We start from the raw sequence: 21,929 nt of genomic DNA on the forward strand, positions 1-21,929 counted from the left end.
CAGCTCAAACGGTAAGGGGCGACTTGAGTGCTGTTAGGGCTGAGATACAGAGTCAGCTTGATGCCGATTATAATCACGGCAGACAGCTTTTGACTGAATTCTCGCGTACAGTGCAGGGGTTCCAGGCAGCAGACATGCTGAACTTCACTGCATTTGGGAATGCATTTGTAACCAGGAATGAAGAGCTTGCATGGGCGATTGACTCAGCAGGTAAAAAGATAGCCACAGGAACGGCTGGTAGCGATACCATATCAGGGGGCAGTCGTGCCGAGGCATTTGCCGGGGGGGAGGGCAACGATACGCTACGAGGCAGTGAGGGCGATGATGCGCTGTATGGAGGCAATGGAGACGACACGCTCGACGGTGGAATCGGAGCAGATGTGCTGCACGGGGGGAAGGGCAATGACCTGCTCAACGGTGGAGTAAACAATGACACCTACCGGTTTTGGTTGGGCGGCGGGGTGGACACCATCAATGACTATGACAATACAGTTGGCAACTCGGACACCGTGGAGTTCGGAGAAGGAATAATGAGTGCCGATGTAGAGCTGCTAAAGGAGGGCTCTGACCTGAGGATCAACATTCGGGGGACAACGGACTCGTTGATCATACAGAGCTGGTTCTCCGGGAACTCATACAAGATAGAGCAGTTCAAGTTTGCCGACGGCACCGTCTTGACAGTAACTGATCTTAACGCCATCGGCTACAAGGTATACGGCACCGCACTGAACGATATCCCTCTGCAGGGATCGAACGGAAGAGATGAAATGTACGGCTATGACGGTAATGATACGCTACGAGGCAATGAGGGCGATGATGTGCTGTATGGAGGCAATGGAGACGACACGCTTGACGGCGGATACGGCAATGATGTGCTGGATGGGGGAGCGGGCAATGACTCGCTGCAGAGCGGCTATGGCAATGATACCTACCGGTTCGCTCTGGGCAGCGGGACAGATACGATCAGCGATTATGATACAACCGTAGGCAATGCGGATACAGTAGAGTTCAGGCAGGGGATCACCCGGAGTGACCTTGAGATGATAAAAGAGGGCAACGATCTCCGGATAGCGGTCAAGGGGAGCATGGATACCCTGATCCTTCAGAACTGGTTCCTGGGGCCTGCGTATCGAGTTGAGGAGTTCAGGTTTGCCGATGGGACGGTGGTCAGCGCCGGAGATCTGGGTATAAGTATTCCGTTTGTAATCAGAGGGACGGCAGGCAATGACAATATGAGCGGAACGATCTGGCGGGACGAGCTTTATGGAAAGGAGGGCAATGATGTGTTGTGGGCCCTTAGCGGCGACGATGTGCTGGATGGGGGAGCGGGCAACGACCTGCTCTATGGCGATAAAGGCAATGATACATACCGATTTGGTCTGGGCGGCGGGGTGGATACCATCAACGACTATGATAATACGATGGGCAACTCGGATACCGTGGAGTTTGGAGAGGGTGTAAGCAGCGCAGATGTGGAGTTTGCGAAAGAAGGGATGGACCTTCGGATCACCATCAAGGGGACGGCAGATGCACTGAAAGTCGCCAACTGGTTCAGTAACGACGGCCGCAGTTACTATATAGAGAGATTTGTTTTTCATGATGGCACCGCGATCAGTGCCGGAGACCTGGGGACGAGTATCCCGTTTATGATCAGGGGGACAACGACCGCTGATACCTTAGTAGGCACTAATCTGAGGGATGAGCTCTATGGCGGAGAGGGAAACGATACGTTAAAAGGGGGAGGCGGAGCAGATGTGCTTGATGGCGGAATAGGTAATGATTCCCTTCTGGGCGGTGCCGGCAACGATATATACCGGTTCAATCTGGGCTATGGTATGGACACCATTAGCGAGTATGATACTGCGGCAGGCAACATCGATACTGTCGAGTTCGGGTCTGGCATAGTTCAGAGCGATCTGGAACTGTTCAAAGAGGGTGATAGCCTAAGAATCAATATTAAGGGTACGACTGACTCTCTCGTTATTCAGTATTGGTTCGTGAGTGATGGCTACAAAGTGGAGCAATTCAAGTTCGCCGATGGGTCAGTGCTGACGCCTGCAGGACTTGATGCGATAGGGTATAAAGTCTACGGGACTGCAGGGAACGATACCAGCCTTCAGGGATCAAACGCGAATGATGAGATGTTGGGGTATGCAGGAAATGATTATATTTATGGCAATCAGGGCAACGACGTGCTTGATGGAGGTGCGGGCGTTGACTACCTGAACGGCGGACAGGGTAATGATATCTTGAATGGCGGCGCAGATAACGATACTCTCTATGGTGAAAGCGGCAGTGATATTCTGGATGGAGGGACAGGTAATGACTATCTGTCCGGAAGCTTGGGAAATGATACTTACAAATTTGCTCTGGGCAGCGGGATCGATACTATTTATGATTACGATACTACTGTGGGCAATACAGATACTGTGGCCATCAGCGCCAATCCGCTCGATTTGATTTTTGCCAGAAACGGCAGTAACCTCGACATCACGATCAATAGTACTACCGATCGCATTACAGTCCAGAACTGGTATTCAACGACGGGCTATCAGACCGAGGTGTTCCATACAGCCGATGGTGACAATTTGTTGAACACCCAGGTCGATCAGCTCATCCAGGCAATGGCAACCTTCTGCACGAATAACGGCATAAGCAGCTGGAGCCAGGCAATACAGGACAGGCCGCAGGACGTGCAGCAGGTGCTCGCCCAGTACTGGACGCCGCAGATGCCCTAAGTGCAGTCCCCTCACTCCTCCAGCCCGTGCTTCTTGAGCTTTCTCCAGAGCGACACGCGATCGATGCCGAGGATCTGTGCGGCCAGCGTTTTGTTGCCGCCGACTTCGTTGAGCACCCACTGGATGTAGGCGACCTCCTGGTCCTCGAGGGAGGGGATCTTGCCGTCCTTTTTTCTGAAGGTCTTTATGCTCAGCTCCCGGAGGTCTTCGGGGAGATGGGCGAGCTCTATGGTCGTGCCCTGGGCGAGCGCGACGCCGCGCTCGATGATGTTCTCGAGCTCACGGACATTGCCGGGAAAGTCATAGCTCATAAGGAACGAGATGACCTCGGGCGAGATCTCGGCGACGGCCTTGTTCATCAGGGCCGCGTACTTGCCCAGGAAGTAGTGGCTCAGCAGCGGGATGTCGTCGCGCCGCTCGGAAAGGGGAGGGATGCGGAGCGAGACGACATTCAGCCTGAAGTAGAGGTCCTGCCGGAACGCGCCGCTCTTCATCGCGTCGTGGATATCCCGGTTCGTCGCGGCTATGAAGCGCACATCGACCCTGTGCGGCGATGTGGCCCCGATGCGGAGGACCTCTTTCTCCTGCAGGGCGCGCAGGAGCTTCACCTGCATGGACGGCGGCATCTCGGTGATCTCGTCGAGGAAGAGCGTCCCGCCCGAGGCCATTTCGATGAGGCCCTTCTTCACGCCAGTGGCGCCGGTGAAGGCGCCCGGCTCATGGCCGAAGAGCTCGTTCGCGAGGAGCTCCTCGTTGAAGGACCCGCAGTTGACGGCGAGGAAGGGACCTTTCGCCCGCTTGCTGTGGTAATGGAGGTACTTTGCGAAGAGCTCCTTGCCGGTCCCGCTTTCGCCGGTGATGAGGACCGTGCAGTCGGTCGGCGCGATCTGCCGCGCCGTCTCGAGAAGCCGCTGCACGCCGGGGTCCTGGGTAATGATCTTTACCTTGCCCTGGTATGCGGCGAGGTGCTCCCGGAGCTGCCGGTTCTCCTGCTTGAGCCGCACCTTCTCTGCCGCCTCCCGCACGACCTTTCTCACCTCTTCGAGCTTGAAGGGCTTTGCTATGTAGTAAAAGGCGCCGTGCTTTATGGCGTCGATGGCGGACTTCAGCGTCGCGTAGCCGGTGATCATGATCACCTCGGTATCCGGGGAGAGCTCCCGGGAACGCTGCAGGATCTGCATCCCGTCCACCTTTTCCATGCGCAGGTCGGTGAGGACGACATCGAACCGCTGCTCCTCGAGGAGCTTGAGGGCGTTCTGCCCGCTCACGGTCCCGACCGTATCGTATCCCTCTTTCTTCATGACATGCTCGAGATTCCGGAGGGCTACCTTTTCATCATCGATGATAAGAACTTTAGCGTTGATCGCCATATGCACTCTTCCCCTCGCGTGTTTCCGCTCCGCCCTGCAGCTCTCGCGGCATGGGCAGCCGGATTATGAATGTCGTTCCCTTGCCGTCCTCGCTGTCGGCGGCAATGCAGCCGTCGTGCTCGTCGATGATCTCGTGAACGATGTAGAGGCCGAGGCCGGAGCCCTTCCCCACCTCCTTGGTCGTGAAGAAGGGATCGAATATCTTCGGGAGCGCCTCGCGCGGGATACCCACGCCCGTGTCCCTGATCTCGATATCGACGGTGTCTTCCTCGAGGGTGCACTTGCCGTGATACTTGAGATAGTTGTAAATTTCGGCGCCGGTATCCTCTGCCTTGTCTACCGCCCGCTGCTGCCGCGCCCTGACGGAGATGCCGCCCTCTCCGGGAACGGCCTCGATGGCGTTCCTGATCAGGTTGAGGAGGGCCTGCTGCATCCGCTGCTTGTCGGCGAAGATGACGAGGTCGTCCGGTATATCGAGAGTCACCCCCACTCTGGTCGGGACCTGCCCCTTGATGAACCGTATGGTCTCTTCGAAGAGCTTCTTCAGCGGCAGGCGCTCTTTCTTGAACTCCCTGTCCCGCGAGAAGTCCAGAAGGGAGCGGACGATGTTGCGTGCACGGTCGGTCTGCTCGTCGATCTGGGAAAGGAGCTCTTTCTTGTACGCGAGGTCGTCCTCCCCGATCTCTTCGGTCAGGATCTGGCAGGAGGTAGAGATGTTCGAGAGCGGGTTGTTGAGCTCGTGGGCGACCCCCGAGAGCAGCGTGCCCAGCGAGGCGAGCTTCTCGGACTGGAGCAGGTGGCGCTGCCTGAGCTCGAGCTCCTTCAGCATCTTGTTGAAGGCGCGGGTGAGCGACACGATCTCCCGGTCCTTGGACTTGATCAGGATCGTCTCGAACTTGCCGTCGGCGATGCCCTCCATGCTGTCCTGGAGCTGTTTCAGGGGGCGCACTACTATTCTCGACAATACCTGGCCTATGGCGATGCCGACGAAGGCGAGCACGAGGATCGAAAAGACGAGGAGGCTCTGGGAGTTGTAGAGCAGCGCCTGGATGAGGCTCCGTTCGGTCTTTGCCAGGGACTCCGCTATGGTGATGATATCCTTTCCCGCTGTCCGTATGCGCCCCTCGAGAATCTCCGCTTCGGCGCCTGACTGCCTTCCCAACACCGCGTACTGTTCCATGAGCCGCTCGTAGAGGACGAGGCCGTCCCGCAGCCGTGCTATCTGGTGCTCGCTCGCCACGGTCGCGAAGGCCTTCGTATTGCCCTCGAGCAGCTTCCGGGCCGCGCTCACATAGGCGGTCGTCTCCCGGTAATCGGAGTCCTGGCCATAAAGAAAATAGTTCTTCTCGAAGCGCCTGATCTCGAGCGCGGTATTGAAGAACTCCGTCACCGCTTCGCCGGACATGATCTTCTTCTCGATGAACCGCAGCTCCATGAAGGTAAAGAGCGAGAGACCGATGATGGCGCCGACGATGGCGTAGTAGCCGAAGGTGATCTTCTTCCGGATGCTGGGCCGGTAGGGGAAGCGCGCGCTCATATCCCATTCTACCCGGCAGCTATTGCAAAAAGCAACAAAAACATGGCTCATCGGCGTGCGCTGCAACAGCGGGTCGCTCCCCCGACGGACCCGGCAGTCAGGGTGTCCGCTCCGGCCTCATTCTTCAGCAGCAGGTCTGCCCCGGCACGACCTGCGGCGTGGCCGGAAGTGTTTCATTATGCAACGGAACCGCCGCTACATGCAGCAGCGGAAAAACGCTGGAGTTACAGCGGGCTCCGCCAGTCGGACCCCCGCAGCGTTGCAATAAGAAACAAAAGGCCGTGCCCTGCCTCTCGGTGCGCGTGTAAGAAGGGGCTGCCGTTTCAATGCCTTGCAACGGTCTCCCTGCCTGGCACGGAACCTGATAAAGGTCTCGGTACACCATCACGCAAAAGGAGGAACATCTGATGAGAGGATTCTTCAAGAGAGTGGAGGCAGCCATGATGGCCGTCGCCTTTGCAGAAGAGGGAGAGGCAGAGACGGCACGGCAGCTCCTGGAGCACGAGCCGCAGAGCAGGACCCGGCAGCCGGCGACGCGGTCCGAAAAGCAGCCGACCCTTGGAAAAGAGTTGTGGGCCGATTAGGCCGGCGCACAGGAGCGAGGAATACCGTTATGGGCAGATTCAAAAAGACCATGAGACAGTTCGAGGCGGCGATGACCGCGGCGTCCTTCGCAGAGGAGGGAGAGCTCGGCACGGCCCGGCAGATCCTGAAGGAAGAGGGGCGGGTGCTGCTCGCGCTGCGCGAGGGGCAGTCGGGCTCGAAGGCCTTCAGGTACGCGCTCAACACCTGCAAAAGGATCGGCGCAGGGCTCGACATCCTCTATGTCTCGGCGAGAAACGCTGTCGCCGGCGCCCTCGAGCCGTGGCTGTCGGAGCTGAAGGCCCAGGGCATCAGCTATCGCGTACTGCAGCGGGAGGGCTGCCTGGAGCAGGAGATCATCGACTACGCCGCAGCCAATAACGGCGTCCTGTTTGCGGTCGCCGAATCCTCCGAGGCCCTCGAGAGGGAGTGCGCGGGAAAGCGCAGCGGGCTTTCCGATGCGTGGAGCCGTCTCACCTGTCCCCTGGTCGTTGTCGCGGAGAATACTCAAGACTGACGTGAACGGCACCCTGCGGTGCCTAACTTCTTAAGGAGGCGCAGAATGGCTGGTCACAGTGCAAAGAGGAAACCCTACGGCGCGCTGCTCTTCATGGGCATCGTTTCGGCAGCGCTCTATGCCGTGCTGCTTGCGGAGCAGGACGCTATCAATCACTACTTCGGGAGAGGAGGCCTGTATGCGTTCCTTCCGGTCTGCACGGCTTTTGTCTTTTCCTTTGTCCACGGCTCCTTTACCGGCAACTTCTGGACGGTCCTCGGCATCGAGGCGGCAAAGAAGCGGGAGGTGAAGTAACATGCATGACATCGTCACTGCAGCATCCAATTTCATCAATCTCGATATCGTCACCATCGTCTATCTCTTCCTCGTCGGCTTCGTCGGCGGCCTGGTGAGCGGCTTCATCGGCTCGGGCGGCGCCTTCGTGCTCACTCCCGGCATGATGAGCATGGGCGTCCCGGGTCTCGTCGCGGTGGCGAGCAACATGTGCCATAAGTTTCCCAAGGCGCTGGTCGGTGCGCTCAAGCGGGCTAAATACGGCCAGGTGGACGTAAAGCTGGGCATCGTGCTCGGCATATCGGCCGAGGCGGGGGTCCTTTACGGCGCCCATCTCCAGGAAGGCATCAAGAAATCCTTCGGCGACGCAGGCTCGAATCTCTATGTCAGCGTAGCCTTTGTCGTGGTGCTCGCGGTAGTCGGGATCTTCGTGCTCCGCGACGCGTGGAAGACGTACAGATCGGGGAGCACGCATGAGGAAGAGAAGGTCACCAGGCTCGCCAAATGGGTGCAGTCCGTCACCATCCCGGGGACCATGGTCTACTTCAAATCGCTCAACGCACGGGTCTCCGTTCTCTTCACCATTCCCCTCGGCTTCGCCACGGGAATGCTTGCAGCGACGATCGCCGTCGGCGGCTTTGTCGGCGTGCCTTCGATGATCTATGTCCTCGGCGCGCCGAGTCTCATGGCTTCGGCAACCGAGCTCGTCATCGCCTTTGTCATGGGGCTGGGCGGCTCCTTCAAGTACGCCATGAGCGGCCTCGTCGACATCCGCCTCGCCATGATTATCCTCGGCGGCTCGCTGTTCGGCATCCAGCTCGGCGCGATCGGCACGACCTATGTCAAACCCTTCATGATCAAGGTCGTGATGGGGGTCATTATGGTGATCGTCCTCTTCAGCCGCGCCTTGATGGTGCCGGTGTATATGTCGCAGCTCGGCCTGATCGGCGCGATGAGCGAGACGACGGCAAAGGCATTGAAGAGCACCAGCTTCGCGATCATGATCTTCGCCCTTGCGCTGGGAGCCTTCATCGTCCTCCGCGCCATGTGGCAGGGACGCAAGGCAGAGCGCGCCCTGGCTGCAGAGCATGCGCTGGAACAGGGTAAGGCGTAGCCATGGCAGGCTGCAAGGAAGGGAGATGCAGGAAGATGCTGGTCGCGGTCGACGGCTCGGCATCGAGCATGCATGCGTTGCGGGAGTCGTTCAAGCTCGCCGCGAGCGAGAAGAGCTGGATCACCGTAACCTCGGTGGCGCCGCCGTATGACGGGGACCTCGACCTCACGGCGATCGGCAATGTGCAGCAGGCCATGCGGGCGCCGTGCGAGAAGGCGCTCGCAGAGGCAGCGGCGATCGCGAAGGAGGCCGGGGCCCTCATCAAGACGGTCTGCGAGGAGGGGGTGCCCCACGAGCGGATCGTCGATCTGGCGGAAGCGGAGAACTGCGACCTGATCGTCATGGGGCGCCGGGGCCTGAGCAGCGCCCAGCGGGCCTTTGTCGGGAGCGTGTCGGCCCGGGTCATCGGATACGGCCAGAAAGACGTTCTGCTCATTCCCCTCCCTGCAACGGTAAACTGGAAGACGATGCTCGTGGCGACCGACGGCTCACGGTTCAGCGGCGCTGCAGCCGAAAAGGCGATAGACTTTGCCGACGCCTACGGCGGCACGCTCAACGTGGTGTCGGCGGTCGATATCCCCGCTGAATTTTACGGGGAGGCGCCGCTGGCGGTGGATGAAATGATAAAAGAGGCGCGGTGGTATGTCGATGCGGTGCAGGAACAGGCCCGCGCCAGGGAGGTGAGCGCGGAGACCTTCGTGAGGGAGGGGGCAGCGCACCGGGTCATCACCGGCCTTGCGCAGGAGCACAACGCCGATATCATCGTCCTCGGCTCCCACGGCAAGACCGGCCTCAGGAGACTGCTCATGGGCAGTGTCACCGAAAAGGTCATCGGGCACGCTGCCTGCCCGGTGCTCGTCGTCCGCTCCTGACCCGTTCCGGAGAGGCTACACGCTGTGGATCAAGTAGAGCACCAGGAAAGCTCCTACCACCAGAACGGAGAGCGCCAGCAGCAGAGCGAGAATGCGTGATGGCCGGTAGGTGTTATCTTCAATCTGGCGTTCCACCTGTTTATACCTGACGAAGGCGAGCACTCCTATCGCAGCGCCGAGAGCGACGAGGACTATCCCGAAAAAAGAGGAGTACCCCTTGTGAGGAATTTCTTTCTGAATACCCAGGAGATACTCCAGTTGGCGTACGAAAAGGGCGAACTTCTCTACGACGAAGCCGAAGGCCATGATCGCGATGCTTGTTCGTATCCAGGCGAGGAACGTACGCTCGTTCGCCATATGCGCGCGACGGTTGCGGAGACCTCTCTTCTGCTCGTCTGCCAGCTCTTTCTTGTCCTGCATATCTAACTGTACCACGTTTCCCGGCAAGCGACGAGCCGACTCCATGCCTTTCATTTCGTTGGGAGATTTAAGAAGCATTCATACCCTGCATTTGTCAGGAGCAGGCGCGTGATTTATACTTGAGATAAGCGCCGGTGGCGCATGTACCCATAGTCGAGGCCGCTCTTGTCCAGAGGTATCGTTAAAACGCTTGCTGTCATCGCTATCCTCGTGAGTACGGGATGGGGGGCTGTTGCGGAAGCTGCCTGCCAGAAGACGTACCCTCTGTTTTTCATCGAGCGGAGCAAGAACAGGAATCGTGTCCACTATGACGCCTGCCTCACTGAGCGGAACGAGCTTTCGGAGTCCGGGCCGGTGATCGCCTATTGGGTTCTCGAAAACGGACAGCGCGGTGAGCTCAATATTATCGAGAGGAAGTACGCGTATGGCGTTTCTTCCTCTGCGAAGACCGGAAAAGAGAGCGCGTGGTTTACCCTCGCCGCCCTCAAGAACCGGAAGGTGAGCATCCGGAAAATCGGGGGCGCGTATAAAGCGATCATGGCGGTAAGGGGCCAGGAGGTAATCCTCGACCGGGTCTTCATAGCGTCGAGAGAGCGCAGGCTCAGGCAGCCGAAGGTGCTGTATGTCGACCTCTTCGGCCATGCGGTGAAAGGCAATGCTCCTGTAAAGGAGAGGATTGTCCCCCGGTGAGCGGTAAGGCCTGACGGTTCAGCGAGTGAGGGCCGCCGGCAGGCAATCCCGGCGTAAAAGGAACATTAACGCGGAGCAGCGCTGACCTCTACCGGAACCCCCGCCTGCTGTTTGAGAGCCTGCTCGACCCTGGCCCAGTCGACGCTCTTCAGCACGCTCTGCTCTTGCAGGACTCTCCGTGCCTCGGCCCTCATATCCTTTATCTTTCCGTAAATATCTCGGTGGACTTCCATGAAGACCCTTCCATCTCTCAAAACGGCGACTTTAACGGGCCGGTAGATCAGTTCTCCGGGCATGCCGGCACGGACGCTCCTGTAGAGCCGGCCCATATGCTCGGGCAGCACCCTGACGCACCCGTGGCTCATGAATGCGTAGATGGTCGACGGATCGGTCGTCTCGTGGATCACGATCCCGGGGATCGATGTCCTGACGGCATACCTCCCCAGCGGGCTCTTGGGCCCCGGAGGAAGGCTCTCTTTCACCACAGCGCCCTCCCGCCGCATCTCCTCCTGGATGGACTTGGGCACGAGCCAGGTAGGGCTGGTGCGCTTGCCCACGATCGTGAACCTGCCGGCAGGGGTCTCCCATCCCCTCTGACCGTTTCCCTTGGGCGCGCCGAGGCCGACGGGAATGGCCCTGTCGAGGGTGCCGCGGTCGAAAAGGTAGAGCATCCTGCCCGGGATATCGATGATGATCCCCCGCTGCACCGCCCTCGGGATGATCTTCCGCAGGGTGATGCGGAGCCGCTGGCCTGCTCTGAGCGGTGCGTCGGGATCGATGCGGTTCTCTTCGGCGATGCTTCTCCAATCGACGCCGAACCGGGCGCCGATGCTGCTGAGGGTATCTCGCGGAGCTGTCCGGTAGCTCGTCTTCTGCTCGAAGAGCAGACCGGCGGCAGCGAGGGAGGGGAACAGCACCCCGGTGACCAGCCCTGCAATCAAAAGGACGAGAAACGTACGATAGCGCAGTATCATGGTTATGCTCCTGCCGTGTAATGAGCTGTACAGCCCGCCTGCCCGATAGGGAAACTATACCAATGTACCTCTTTGCTGTCAATTGCAGGCGATGGATAACCGGGCAGTGTGCGACAAAGAAAGGACAGGGCGGGAAAGAAACAGAGGGCCCGGGATTCTCAAGAACCCCGGGCCCCGATGGTCAAGTTCCGCAACCGAGGGCATGGCCCTCTGCTTTTAGACTACCGTACTGCCCCGCAGCAAGTCAACGAGGCATACCGCTCGCCTTCCCTGATTCCTCCCCCTTTTCCCTTGCCGGACATGGTAAAATAGATGAGTTTATGATCGCCTCGTTACGCGGAAAGCTCATATCCAAGCGGCCCGACAACGTTATCGTCGACGTGAACGGCGTCGGGTACAGCGTGCAGGTCCCGCTGACGCTCCTGTCGGACCTTCCCGAAGAGCATGCCGAGGTCTTTCTCCATATTCATACCCATGTCCGCGAAGACGCCCTCCTGCTCTACGGGTTTCAGAACGAGGACGAAAAACGGATCTTCACGACGCTGATCGGCATATCGGGGGTGGGGCCGAAGACGGCGCTGAGCCTGCTCTCGACGATCCCGCCCGAGAAGTTCTACCATGCGATCAATACGGAGGATGTGGAGGTGCTCTGCAAGGTGCCCGGGCTCGGGAAGAAGACGGCGCACCGGCTGATCCTCGAGCTGCGGGAGAAGCTCCCCTCGATCAAGGAGAAGAAGAGCTCCGCCTACGAGGATACGCTCTCGGCGCTCGTGAATCTCGGGTATAAGAAGAGCGAGGCCCAGAATGCCCTCGACAAGGCGAACGGGAGCGGGCTGGCGGATATCGAGAGCCTGCTCAGGGAATCCTTAAAATACCTTACCAAAGAAAGCAAGTGAGACGTGCCCTATGAGAATAGAAGATAAAGGAGCCGGCCCCCTCTCTCCTGAAGCGGACCAGGAAGAGCTTACCTACGAGATAAACCTGCGGCCCCGCACCCTTGACGAGTTCGTGGGACAGCAGAAGATCAAGGAGAACCTCAAGGTCTTTATCGCTGCGGCGGGCATGCGGAAAGAGGCGCTCGATCACGCGCTCTTCTTCGGCCCCCCCGGCCTCGGGAAGACGACGCTCGCTACCATCATCGCCCATGAGCTCGGGGTGAATATAAAGACCACCTCGGGCCCGGTGCTCGAGCGGCCCGGCGACCTGGCGGCCATACTGACAAATCTCTCGGAAAGGGATATCCTTTTCATAGACGAGATCCACCGGCTGCCGAGGATCGTCGAAGAGGTGCTCTATCCCGCGATGGAGGATTACAACCTCGATATCATCATCGGCCAGGGGCCCAACGCCCGGACGCTGAAGCTGAACCTGCCCCGGTTCACGCTGGTTGGCGCAACCACGAGGACGGGGCTCCTCACCTCTCCGCTGAGAGACCGCTTCGGCGTCATCTGCAGGCTGGAGTTTTACAATCCCGAGGAGCTGAAGCTGATCGTGAGCCGCTCAGCCCAGCTGCTCGAAGTCGAGATAAAGGGCGACGCAGCGCAGGAGCTCGCCCGGAGGTCGCGCGGCACGCCCCGGATCGCCAACCGGCTCTTGAAGCGGGTGCGCGACTTCGCCCAGGTGAAGGCGGACGGGATCATCGATCTGACGGTGGCGAAAGAGGCGCTCGCAGCGCTCGACGTGGACAACCTCGGCCTCGACGAGGTGGACCGGAAACTGCTCCGCACCATCGTCGAGAAGTTCAACGGAGGACCGGCCGGCGTGGATGCCATAGCCGCCGCGATGCGCGAGGACCGGGAGACGATCGAGGATGTCTACGAGCCCTACCTGCTCCAGGAGGGGCTGCTCGAACGGACTTCGCGGGGACGGCTGGCGACCCGGCTCGCCTACGAGCATCTCGGAAAGAAGCTCCCGCAGGGATTGTTTTGAGACGCACTGCAAGAAGCGAAGCGCTGAGTCTCACATCGTTCAGGATTTAGGTATTCGGATTTCGGATTTGCCGTTATGAAGCTTCTCATGCATATATGCTGCGCTCCCTGCGCCGTCTATCCCCTGGCAACGCTGCGCCGGCGGGGGATCGCCGTGGAAGGCTTCTGGTTCAACCCCAACATCCATCCGTATACCGAATACCGGAACAGGCTCGATGCGCTCACCACGCTCCGGTCCCTCTGGAGTCTCGATATCACCTGCATCGATCGGTACGGTCTCGAAGAGTACCTGAGGAATGTGGTGGGCAAGGAGGAGCAGCGGTGCTCCTACTGCTATGCAGTGCGGCTCGAGGCGGCTGCGCGGCAGGCGAAGGAGCGGGGCGCCGACGCCTTCGGGACCTCCCTGCTCGTCAGCCCCTACCAGAAGTTCGATCTGATCACCGCTCTTGGCATGCAGCTCCAGGAACGCTATAATATACTGTTTTTCGGCGAGGACTTCCGCAAGGGATTCAGGGAGGGGAGGGCGACGGCGAAAGAGCTGGGCCTTTACCGCCAGCAGTACTGCGGCTGCATCTATTCCGAGTGGGAGCGGTATGGGAAAGGGCAGGCGTCGAGCGCCGGGCGCCACGTGCCGGGAGAGCCGGATGGTAAACGGGTAACGAGTAAGCCGGAGGCGGGGGACTGAGGTGGGCGAGTTGGGGTCGCTAGGCAAACTTCTGGTGCTTATAGGAATCGTGCTGGTGGTGATCGGCGGCCTCATCATGCTCTCGGGCAAGATCCCCTGGCTCGGCAGGCTGCCGGGAGATATCGTCATACAGCGGAAGAATTTCACCTTTTACTTTCCGCTCGCTACGAGCATCGTCATCAGTATTATTTTAACGCTTATTTTCTGGTTGATCGGGAGAAGATAAATGCTAAGAAATCAGGAGCCGGAAGTCGGAAGCCAGAGGGCAAGGCGCGCTATGCCGATGCCCGTCATGCTTTCTGTTGTTTTGTTCTGGCTTCTTGCTTCCGGCCCCTGGCTCCTGAGCGACGCTTTCGCAGCTGCCTCCATCAGGGTGCTGCTGGTCGATGCGAAGAGTCCGAAGATCCCCTTCAAGGACGAGAAGGTGGAGCAGCTCGGCACCTCTATGGGCGAGGTGGTACTGAACGGCACCAAATATACCGGCAAGCTCGAGGTCTGGAAGGGGACGGGCGGCATCTACATCATCAATGAAATACCGCTGGAGGAGTACATAAAAGGGGTCGTCGCCGCCGAGGTGGGCAACAAGTGGGATACGGAGGCCCTGAAGGCCCAGGCTGTCGTGGCGCGGACCTATGCGCTCTATCAAAAGGCGAACAACGGCACGGGCTCGCTTCCCTATGATATAACGTCATCGGTGCTCCACCAGGTCTTCAAGGGAACGGGTATCCCCGAGAATATCGCCAAGGCGGTGGAAGAGACGGAGGGAGAGATCCTGACCTACGAGGGCAAGCCGATCATCGCGTTCTACCACTCGACGAGCGGGGGCATGACCGAGGACCCCCTCGAGGTCTTCGGAAAGAGCTACCCCTACCTGAAGCCGGTCGAGACGAGCTGCGAGCTCTCGCCTTTTTTCATATGGGAAAAGAGGATCCCGGTGCCGGATGTCGAGAAGGCGATCAATATAAGCGGCATCAAGGATATCGTCATCGATTCCTATACGGACTCGAACCGCGTCAGGGATCTGCGGATCATCACGGAATCCGGCGAGCACACCATGCTCGGCAAGGAGTTCCGGAGGAGCCTCGGCTGGGACAGGCTGCCGAGCACGATGGTGACCAGCCTCCTCAGGAGCGGCAACCAATTCATCTTCGAGGGCAAGGGGTACGGGCACGGCGTGGGGATGTGCCAGTGGTCCGCCCTCGAAATGGCGCAGGCCGGCAAGGATTACGAGGAGATCCTCTGCGCGTTCTATCCCGGCACCTCCCTCGAAGTCTTCGAAAAGTAGCCCTGCAAGAAAGCAGTCGATGAAGACCGCCGATTTCGATTTCGTCCTGCCGAAGGAGCTCATCGCCCTCACCCCCGAGGAAAAGAGAGACCACTCCCGGCTGCTCGTGCTCCATAGGAACGGAGGCCGCGGTGCAGTGACCGAGCATAAGCGCTTTTTCGACATCATCAACTATCTCGGAAAGGGCGATATGCTCTTGCTCAATGACACCAAGGTCTTTCCCGCCCGCCTCATCGGCCGGAAGCCTTCGGGCGGCAGCGTCGATATGCTGCTGGTCAGGGAGACCCCGGAGAAAGGCGCCTGGGAGGTCCTCTGCAGGGGGGGGTACGAGGGCAGCGTAACGGTCTTCGACGGCGTGCGCGCGGAGCTGCGGTCTGAACGCGAAGGGCCTGACCGGGAGCAGCCTCCCCGCCGGTTGCTGAGGTTTTCCGGGTACGATCCGATGACCTTCATGGACCTGCTCTGGCGTTACGGCCATATGCCGCTGCCTCCCTATATACGGAGGGCTCCTGACGAGGAGGACAAGCGGCGGTACCAGACGGTCTACGCCGAGAGGGAGGGCTCGATAGCAGCGCCCACGGCAGGCCTCCACTTTACCGGGGAGCTGCTCGCGCGGCTTCGCGCCAGAGGGGTCATGGTGAGGGCCGTGACGCTCCATGTGGGACCGGGCACGTTCAAGCCGGTCAAGGCCGAGCTGCTGCAGGACCACTCCATGGACCCGGAATATTTCGAGATCGATCTCTCTCTCGTCTCCGAGATCGAGCGTGTCAAGAGCAGCGGCGGCCGGCTCGTGACGGTCGGGACAACGGCGACGAGGGCGATCGAGGGCCTCATGAGCGGCTGCTATGAAAGCAGGGACGGCAGCCATGCATCGCCTCGCGGCACGATGTGCGGCGTTACCGATATCTTCATTTACCCCGGATACACCTTCAGGGCGGTCGATGCCCTCGTCACCAATTTCCACCTGCCCCGCTCGACGCCGCTGATGCTCGTTTCGGCGTTTTCGAGCTTTGAAAACATTAAGAAAGCCTACGGGGAAGCCGTTGCCGGGGGTTATAGATTTTTCTCGTACGGTGATGCTATGCTAATTTTATGAGGGATAAAGGAACCGAACCATCCTCTATTCTCCTCCTGACCCGGAATACCGTAATAGTAGGGGCCCTGGCCTTGGCGATTATAAGCTTCGGACTGGGCTTTTTCTTCGGCTACAGGGGCGGTGAGGTCCCGGAAACGGGACAGCAGGCAGCGGAGGAGCGGCCTGCATCGCCAGCATCGCCAGCATCGAAGGTGAGCGTTCCCGACGGTGAGCGGAGAGTCATCGATGACTCTCCTGCGCCATCCGCGCCGGCAGCATCGGCCGGCCCGGCTTCGCCGGCTCCACTGGCCGCAGCCGCGCCAAAAGCAGCGGTCGTGCCCGGCCCCGGACCGTCAACGGGCCTCGCCTTTTCCGCCCAGGTAGAGCAGGATGCGCCCTCAGCCAGGGCTGCTGCGGCTGCGCCGCCGGGCAGGGAGGCGGGCGATGCGGCGGGCGCGGGCAGGTCGCAGGAAAAGCTTCCCGGGGTCATTCAGCCCAAAGTCGTCGTGGCCCCGCCGATTGTCGCTGCAAAGCCGGGAGCCGAGGCGCAGACGCCTGCAAGACCGCAGGATGCGGATAACCCGCAGAAGGCCCAGAAGACTCGGAAGGTGCAGAAGGCCGCAGCCCCGAAAAAGCAGTATACGATACAGGTGGGCGCCTTCCCGAACAGGACGGGCGCGGAGCAGCTGCAGCAGCGCCTGAAAGAGAGCGGTTATAAAGCGTACATCGTCGATGCCGATAAGGGAAGTGACTACTACAAGGTGCGGGTAGGGGCATTCAAGGGTAAAAAGGAAGCGGAGAGGGTTGCCGCAATGCTCCGGAAAAAGACAGCGATGCAGAACTTCATCACGACCGTCAAGCAGGGCAGATAAGGCCTCCCCTCGTGCTGGTACCGTTAACCATCTTTCCCCGTTGCACCGTTTGCCAATAGGGGTATAATTGATACAAATAAGGTAGAGAAGAAGAATGGAAGCAACGACAAAGACCATAGAGCTTGTCCTCGACGAGGAGCGGGAGTATCCCTTTCTTCACGGAGGACTTGATAAGGTGATGAAGATCATCGAGGACTCTCTCGGTGTCGCCGTGTCCGTGAGAGGCAATAAACTCTTGATTCAGGGAGAGGACGGCCGCGCCGACCAGGCCGAACGGCTGATCCAGGAGATCAGGGCGGTCAACCGGAGCGGCTATACGCTGAAGCCCGAAGACGTGAGCTACGCCATAAAGTCGCTTTCCGAGGGAGAAGAGCTCTCGGTGAAGGAGCTCTTTGCGACCAACATCCCGGTCTCGTCGAAGCGGCGGTTCATCATCCCGAAGACCGAGACCCAGCGGCGCTATATCGACGCCATAAAGCGGTACGATATCGTCTTCGGCATAGGGCCGGCGGGCACGGGAAAGACCTATCTCGCCATGGCCATGGCGATCAGCGCTTTTCTCACCAAACAGGTATCGCGGATCGTGCTCGTCAGGCCCGCGGTCGAGGCCGGCGAGAAGCTCGGCTTCCTGCCCGGCGACATCGCCGAGAAGGTGAGTCCCTACCTCAGGCCCCTGTACGATGCGCTCTTCGATATGATGGAGATCGAGAAGGCGACGAAGCTCATCGAGCGGGGGATCATCGAGATCGCCCCCCTCGCCTTCATGCGGGGGCGCACGCTCAACGACTCGTTCGTCATCCTCGACGAGGCACAGAATACGACGCCCGAACAGATGAAGATGTACCTGACCAGGCTCGGCTTCGGCTCGAAGACGGTCGTCACCGGCGACATTACGCAGATCGACCTGCCGCCGGACAGGACGTCGGGCCTGGTCGAGGCGATACGGATCCTTAGGGATGTGAATGACATAAAGATTGTCCATTTCTCCGAGCGCGACGTGGTGCGGCATCGGCTCGTCCAGGAGATTGTGAAGGCCTATGAGAGATACGAAAAACGGCAGCCCGGCCAAGAGCAGCCCGGCAAAAAAGAGTAAAAGCATCCGGGCGGCGATCAAGGAGTACCGGGAGCAGCACCTGAAGAACCTCTCCCGGGGGTATGTGCTGCTCTTCCTGAGCGTCATCGCCGCGCTCCTGATCCAGAGGAGCGTCGGGTTCGACTATTTCTCGGGGAACGTGCTGCTCGCCGCGGTGCTCCTCCTCATCTTCTACAAGGACATCAAGCGCTATAAGCCCGCGTATCTCAGCGACCAGAAGATGCTGATCCTGCTCGGGCTGCTCGTCACGGGAACGCTCCTCGTCAGCCGGACCTCCGCCTATATTCTTTCAGGGCTGCAGCGGGGGCTCGCTCTCCCGGGCGGCGACGCCTTTGTCTTCGGCGTTCCTATCGCCATGGGCGCCATGCTCGTCACGCTCATCTTCGATTTCCATACCGCCATGATCTTTTCCTTTGTCATCAGCCTGCTCTCGGGCGTATGGATCGACGACCCTCTCTTCACCGTGTATGCGTTCATCGGCAGCCTGACCGCCGCGTTCAGCGTCATCCGCTGCAAAAAGCGTTCGGCGCTCATAAAGGCGGGGCTCTATGTCAGCGCCGCCAACATCGTGACCGCTGCCATTATCCTGCTTTCGGGCGGACATCTCCTTTCCGCCGGTGCGCCGGCAGCCCTGCTCTTCGCTGCGCTGTCGGGCGTCGTTGTCGCGGCTATCGTCACCTTTGTGCTGCCCGCCATCGAGTACTTCTTCGGCGTCACGACGGACATCAGCCTTATCGAGCTGCTCGACATCGAGCAGCCGCTCATGCGCCAGCTCATGATAACGGCGCCGGGCACTTATCACCACAGCATCATCGTCGGCAATCTCGCCGAATCGGCGGCAGAGGCGGTCGGCGCCAATCCGCTGCTCGCGCGGGTGACGGCCTACTATCATGACATCGGCAAGGTCAAGATGCCTGAGTACTTCGTCGAGAACCAGGCGAACTCCCGCAACAAGCACGAGAAACTCACGCCGCACATGAGCAGCCTGATTCTCATCTCCCATGTCAAGGAGGGAGTCGAGCTCGCGAAGCAGTACAAGATGCCGAAGGCGGTCGGGGATATCATTCAGCAGCATCATGGCACGAGCCTGATCGCCTATTTCTACCAGAAGGCGCTCGAGCAGGCGCAGGACAGCCTGCCGCTGCAGGAGGATTACCGGTATCCGGGCCCGAAACCGCAGACCCGCGTGGCGGCCCTCGTCATGATGGCGGATGCCGTCGAAGCGGCATCGCGCTCCCTGACCGAGCCGACGCCGGCGCGCATCTCGGCGCTCGTCGAGAAGATCATCAACAATATCTTTCTCGACGGGCAGATCGACGAGTGCGAGCTGACGCTGAAAGATATCTCGGAGATAAAGCGGCGCTTCACCTATGTCCTGACGAGCATCTTCCACCGGAGGATCGCGTATCCCGAGCTCGATGTGAAGACCGCGCACAAGATGGAGAGGCCTCCTGAAGCGGGTACGGTGAAGCCCCCCGCCGACCGCGTCCCCGCGGCCCCGGCCTCAGAACGTACAGGCACACCACCCAACGGCAATGGAAATAGCGGTAAGGAACCAGCAAAAAACGGTAAGGATATCGCCGCAGAGGATCGCGAAGGTCCTCAGGAGCGCTCTCACCTCCCTGGCGCGTAGAGACCGGGGCCGGTTTCTGGACCGGCGGCTGCGCCGGTATGCCGGAAGGCCTGGCCGCCGCCCCCCGGCAGCGGTGGACCTCTCCTCTCTCGAGATCAGCGTGCTCATGGTGAATGACCCTGCGATGCGCAGGCTGAACCGTACCTATCGCGGCAAGGACAGGACGACCGACGTGCTCTCCTTTCCCCAGATGAGTTACGGCAATGAGCCGCAACCCTCAACGCTCCTCGGCGATATCGTCATCAGCCTCCCCCAGGCGCGGCGGCAGGCGCGGGAGTATGGCGTGTCCCTCTACGAAGAGGTTTCCCGCCTCCTGGTCCATGGCCTGCTGCACCTGCTGGGGTACGATCATGAGCAGAGCCGCTACCAGGCGCGAGTAATGAGCGCCCTCGAGGAAGAGCTCCTCCGCGAGGGGAGAGAGCACCGTTGATAATGAAATCGTGCATGCCGTGTAACCTCGAGCGGTAACCATCCGTTTATGCTCCTGAGAAAATGGATACAGAGCGCCAATAACGCTATCGAGGGGATCCTGCATGCCGCGCGGACCCAGCGCCACGTGCGCTACCATCTCTACTCCGCGTCGGCGATCCTCCTGGTCAGTTATATCCTCGGCCTCGAGCGCGTGGATTTCCTGATCATCTCCGTAGCGGTCATTCTCGTCCTGCTCGCCGAGATGCTCAATACCGCGGTTGAGTACGTGGTGGACATGATATCGCCCGACTACAGCGAAAAGGCGCGGATCGCCAAGGATGTCGCCGCGGGGGCGGTCCTGATCACCGCGTTCGGGGCGATGGTCATCGGGTACATCATCCTCTTCCCGTATATCAACGACGCCTTTCTCCGGGGCGTCCATATCGCCAAGCATTCGAAGCAGGAGATTACCGTCATCGCGGTGATCCTCGTACTGATCCTCGTCATCGTCCTGAAGTCCTATTTCGGCAAGGGACACCCCCTGCGCGGGGGTATGCCGAGCGGCCACTCGGCGATGGCCTTCGCCGTCTGGATGGCGATCACCTACAATACGGAGGACCTCATGGCCTCGCTCCTCTCCTTCGTCCTGGCCGCGCTCATCGCCCACAGCAGGGTATCCGACAAGGCGCACCAGGCCGTCGAGGTGGTGATCGGCGGGCTGCTCGGCGCGGGAATTACCCTCGTACTATTCCTCATCTTCTACTGAACAAGCGACGGAGGCAGAGTCTCTCCGCACACGCGATAGCTGCTAGTCGGCCGGAGGAGGAGAGGCGAGAGGACCGGCGGGGAAAGGAGCCGATTGGCTGCCGTTACCATCGAGGGACGGAGCAGTATGCGGCTCTCCTTCCCGGGGAGCGCTGATGACCTCCTCGTAGGCGGGAATGACGATGCCGCGGCGTACCATGATGGTGTAGATGACCCGGGAGCGGTTGGCGACGTAGCGGGACTCCCCTGTCGGGTTGTATCTCCTCGGGTTCGGCAGCACCGCCGCGAGATGCGCTGCCTCCTCGGGACCGAGGTCGGCAGCGCTCTTGCCGTAATAGTGGCGTGCCGCAGCCTCGATGCCGAAGATCCCCTCTCCCCATTCCGCGACATTGAGATAGAGCTCGAGGATCCTCTTCTTCGAGAGGTTCCGTTCGATGCGCCAGGTGAGGATCGCTTCCTTGATCTTCCTGACCGGATTCTTCGAGGGGGTGAGAAAGAGGTTTTTGGCGAGCTGCTGGCTTATGGTGCTGGCGCCGAATTTGAACTTCTTCGCTTTCAGGTCCTTTTCCACCGCCTTCTGGATGGCGTCGAAATCGAAGCCCTCATGTCTCCAGAACTTGTCGTCCTCGGCGATGAGCACGGCCTTTACCAGGTAGGGAGAGATGCGGGAGAGCGGGACCCACGTCTGCCGTATGCGGAGCCTCTTCCCCTCCTGCTGCCACTGCCGCTCGCGATACTCCATGAAGGATGTCTTCCGCACCGTGTCTTTTGCGAGCAGGGCGACGTTGGGAAAGAGAAAAGAGGAGGCGATGCTCAGCACCCCCGCTGCAACGGCAGCGGCGGCGATGATCAGCAGACGGCGTATCACTCGTTTCATGGTATGTCTGAATGCCTCTTCCCGGTGAGGTGGCGCTACGGGGGAATTGTAAAGGATACGGACGCGGTAAGGCAACGCCCTTGTACCGCGCTGTCAAGCCAAAATAGAAATGTCCTATTTTTACCAAAATAGAAATGTCCGGTTTTATGCAGCTGCTTTCTGAGGCCGTTTCCTCAACTTCTGGCGCTCAAACATTCTCTTGTTACTATCCCTCCAGG

At 59.8% G+C, this 21,929-nt stretch carries 23 protein-coding genes; 18 read left to right on the forward strand and 5 right to left on the reverse strand.

Annotated features, from left to right (window positions below; all coding sequences use genetic code 11):
* A partial coding sequence (locus AB1805_16560; protein ID MEW5747042.1) for a calcium-binding protein occupies nucleotides 1–2,738 on the forward strand: 2,738 nt, incomplete at its 5' end.
* Nucleotides 2,739–2,749: 11 nt separating this feature from the next.
* Here the strand turns inward: AB1805_16560 and AB1805_16565 are convergent.
* Nucleotides 2,750–4,108 carry a sigma-54 dependent transcriptional regulator gene (locus tag AB1805_16565; protein MEW5747043.1) on the reverse strand — a complete coding sequence of 453 codons (1,359 nt, stop codon included), beginning with the start codon at nucleotides 4,106–4,108 and terminating at the stop codon, nucleotides 2,750–2,752.
* Nucleotides 4,092–5,645, reverse strand: a complete 1,554-nt coding sequence (locus tag AB1805_16570; protein ID MEW5747044.1) for an ATP-binding protein — start codon at nucleotides 5,643–5,645, stop codon at nucleotides 4,092–4,094. Before AB1805_16570 ends, AB1805_16565 begins: the two co-directional genes overlap by 17 nt.
* Before the next feature lie 407 nt (nucleotides 5,646–6,052).
* Between AB1805_16570 and AB1805_16575 the strand changes: the two genes are divergently transcribed.
* The 5 genes from AB1805_16575 to AB1805_16595 are packed head-to-tail and all read left to right on the forward strand — an operon-like array spanning nucleotide 6,053 to nucleotide 9,003.
* Nucleotides 6,053–6,229 carry a hypothetical protein gene (locus tag AB1805_16575; GenBank protein ID MEW5747045.1) on the forward strand — a complete coding sequence of 59 codons (177 nt, stop codon included), beginning with the start codon at nucleotides 6,053–6,055 and terminating at the stop codon, nucleotides 6,227–6,229.
* Nucleotides 6,230–6,258: 29 nt separating this feature from the next.
* Complete coding sequence (locus tag AB1805_16580; protein ID MEW5747046.1) at nucleotides 6,259–6,744, forward strand: universal stress protein; 486 nt, start codon at nucleotides 6,259–6,261, stop codon at nucleotides 6,742–6,744.
* 45 nt (nucleotides 6,745–6,789) lie between these two features.
* Nucleotides 6,790–7,038, forward strand: coding sequence for a hypothetical protein (locus AB1805_16585; GenBank protein MEW5747047.1), 249 nt, complete (start codon nucleotides 6,790–6,792; stop codon nucleotides 7,036–7,038).
* Between the two features lies 1 nt (nucleotide 7,039).
* A complete protein-coding gene (locus AB1805_16590) occupies nucleotides 7,040–8,131 on the forward strand; it encodes a sulfite exporter TauE/SafE family protein (protein MEW5747048.1) in 1,092 nt (363 codons plus the stop codon).
* A gap of 2 nt (nucleotides 8,132–8,133) precedes the next feature.
* Nucleotides 8,134–9,003, forward strand: coding sequence for a universal stress protein (locus tag AB1805_16595; GenBank protein ID MEW5747049.1), 870 nt, complete (start codon nucleotides 8,134–8,136; stop codon nucleotides 9,001–9,003).
* Nucleotides 9,004–9,018: 15 nt separating this feature from the next.
* Here the strand turns inward: AB1805_16595 and AB1805_16600 are convergent, their stop codons facing one another.
* Nucleotides 9,019–9,438 (reverse strand): DUF202 domain-containing protein, encoded by a 420-nt coding sequence (locus AB1805_16600; protein MEW5747050.1) that lies wholly within the window; start codon nucleotides 9,436–9,438, stop codon nucleotides 9,019–9,021.
* Between the two features lie 150 nt (nucleotides 9,439–9,588).
* Between AB1805_16600 and AB1805_16605 the strand changes: the two genes are divergently transcribed.
* Nucleotides 9,589–10,113 (forward strand): DUF4833 domain-containing protein, encoded by a 525-nt coding sequence (locus AB1805_16605; protein ID MEW5747051.1) that lies wholly within the window; start codon nucleotides 9,589–9,591, stop codon nucleotides 10,111–10,113.
* A gap of 65 nt (nucleotides 10,114–10,178) precedes the next feature.
* Here the strand turns inward: AB1805_16605 and AB1805_16610 are convergent, their stop codons facing one another.
* Nucleotides 10,179–11,087 carry a L,D-transpeptidase family protein gene (locus AB1805_16610; GenBank protein MEW5747052.1) on the reverse strand — a complete coding sequence of 303 codons (909 nt, stop codon included), beginning with the start codon at nucleotides 11,085–11,087 and terminating at the stop codon, nucleotides 10,179–10,181.
* 320 nt (nucleotides 11,088–11,407) lie between these two features.
* On the opposite strand from AB1805_16610, the gene ruvA reads away from it, so the two are divergent.
* The 11 genes from ruvA to AB1805_16665 all read left to right on the forward strand — a co-directional run bounded on the left by ruvA (nucleotide 11,408) and on the right by AB1805_16665 (nucleotide 20,835).
* Nucleotides 11,408–11,983 (forward strand): Holliday junction branch migration protein RuvA, encoded by a 576-nt coding sequence (gene ruvA, locus AB1805_16615; protein MEW5747053.1) that lies wholly within the window; start codon nucleotides 11,408–11,410, stop codon nucleotides 11,981–11,983.
* A 10-nt stretch (nucleotides 11,984–11,993) separates the two neighbouring features.
* Nucleotides 11,994–13,016 (forward strand): Holliday junction branch migration DNA helicase RuvB, encoded by a 1,023-nt coding sequence (ruvB, locus tag AB1805_16620; protein ID MEW5747054.1) that lies wholly within the window; start codon nucleotides 11,994–11,996, stop codon nucleotides 13,014–13,016.
* 75 nt (nucleotides 13,017–13,091) lie between these two features.
* Entirely contained in the window at nucleotides 13,092–13,700 is a 609-nt protein-coding gene (locus tag AB1805_16625) for an epoxyqueuosine reductase QueH (protein MEW5747055.1), read from the forward strand.
* A gap of 10 nt (nucleotides 13,701–13,710) precedes the next feature.
* On the forward strand, nucleotides 13,711–13,926 hold the full coding sequence (locus tag AB1805_16630) for a DUF2905 domain-containing protein (GenBank protein MEW5747056.1): 216 nt from the start codon (nucleotides 13,711–13,713) through the stop codon (nucleotides 13,924–13,926).
* Between the two features lie 51 nt (nucleotides 13,927–13,977).
* Nucleotides 13,978–14,985 carry a SpoIID/LytB domain-containing protein gene (locus AB1805_16635; GenBank protein MEW5747057.1) on the forward strand — a complete coding sequence of 336 codons (1,008 nt, stop codon included), beginning with the start codon at nucleotides 13,978–13,980 and terminating at the stop codon, nucleotides 14,983–14,985.
* A 19-nt stretch (nucleotides 14,986–15,004) separates the two neighbouring features.
* Nucleotides 15,005–16,081: a tRNA preQ1(34) S-adenosylmethionine ribosyltransferase-isomerase QueA gene (queA, locus tag AB1805_16640; protein ID MEW5747058.1), complete on the forward strand. Its 1,077-nt coding sequence runs from the start codon at nucleotides 15,005–15,007 to the stop codon at nucleotides 16,079–16,081.
* A gap of 71 nt (nucleotides 16,082–16,152) precedes the next feature.
* Nucleotides 16,153–16,932 carry an SPOR domain-containing protein gene (locus AB1805_16645; protein MEW5747059.1) on the forward strand — a complete coding sequence of 260 codons (780 nt, stop codon included), beginning with the start codon at nucleotides 16,153–16,155 and terminating at the stop codon, nucleotides 16,930–16,932.
* Nucleotides 16,933–17,026: 94 nt separating this feature from the next.
* The gene (locus AB1805_16650; GenBank protein ID MEW5747060.1) at nucleotides 17,027–18,025 is read left to right on the forward strand and encodes a PhoH family protein; all 999 of its coding nucleotides are present in this window, start codon (nucleotides 17,027–17,029) and stop codon (nucleotides 18,023–18,025) included.
* The gene (locus tag AB1805_16655; protein MEW5747061.1) at nucleotides 17,970–19,658 is read left to right on the forward strand and encodes an HDIG domain-containing metalloprotein; all 1,689 of its coding nucleotides are present in this window, start codon (nucleotides 17,970–17,972) and stop codon (nucleotides 19,656–19,658) included. The genes AB1805_16650 and AB1805_16655 overlap by 56 nt, the downstream gene beginning before the upstream one ends.
* A gap of 73 nt (nucleotides 19,659–19,731) precedes the next feature.
* The gene (gene ybeY, locus AB1805_16660; GenBank protein MEW5747062.1) at nucleotides 19,732–20,088 is read left to right on the forward strand and encodes an rRNA maturation RNase YbeY; all 357 of its coding nucleotides are present in this window, start codon (nucleotides 19,732–19,734) and stop codon (nucleotides 20,086–20,088) included.
* A 48-nt stretch (nucleotides 20,089–20,136) separates the two neighbouring features.
* Entirely contained in the window at nucleotides 20,137–20,835 is a 699-nt protein-coding gene (locus AB1805_16665) for a diacylglycerol kinase (GenBank protein MEW5747063.1), read from the forward strand.
* A 42-nt stretch (nucleotides 20,836–20,877) separates the two neighbouring features.
* Here the strand turns inward: AB1805_16665 and mtgA are convergent, their stop codons facing one another.
* Nucleotides 20,878–21,711 (reverse strand): monofunctional biosynthetic peptidoglycan transglycosylase, encoded by an 834-nt coding sequence (gene mtgA, locus AB1805_16670; GenBank protein ID MEW5747064.1) that lies wholly within the window; start codon nucleotides 21,709–21,711, stop codon nucleotides 20,878–20,880.
* Nucleotides 21,712–21,929: the final 218 nt, after the last annotated feature.

This window comes from Nitrospirota bacterium (assembly GCA_040752355.1).
Classification (GTDB): domain Bacteria; phylum Nitrospirota; class Thermodesulfovibrionia; order Thermodesulfovibrionales; family Dissulfurispiraceae; genus JBFMCP01.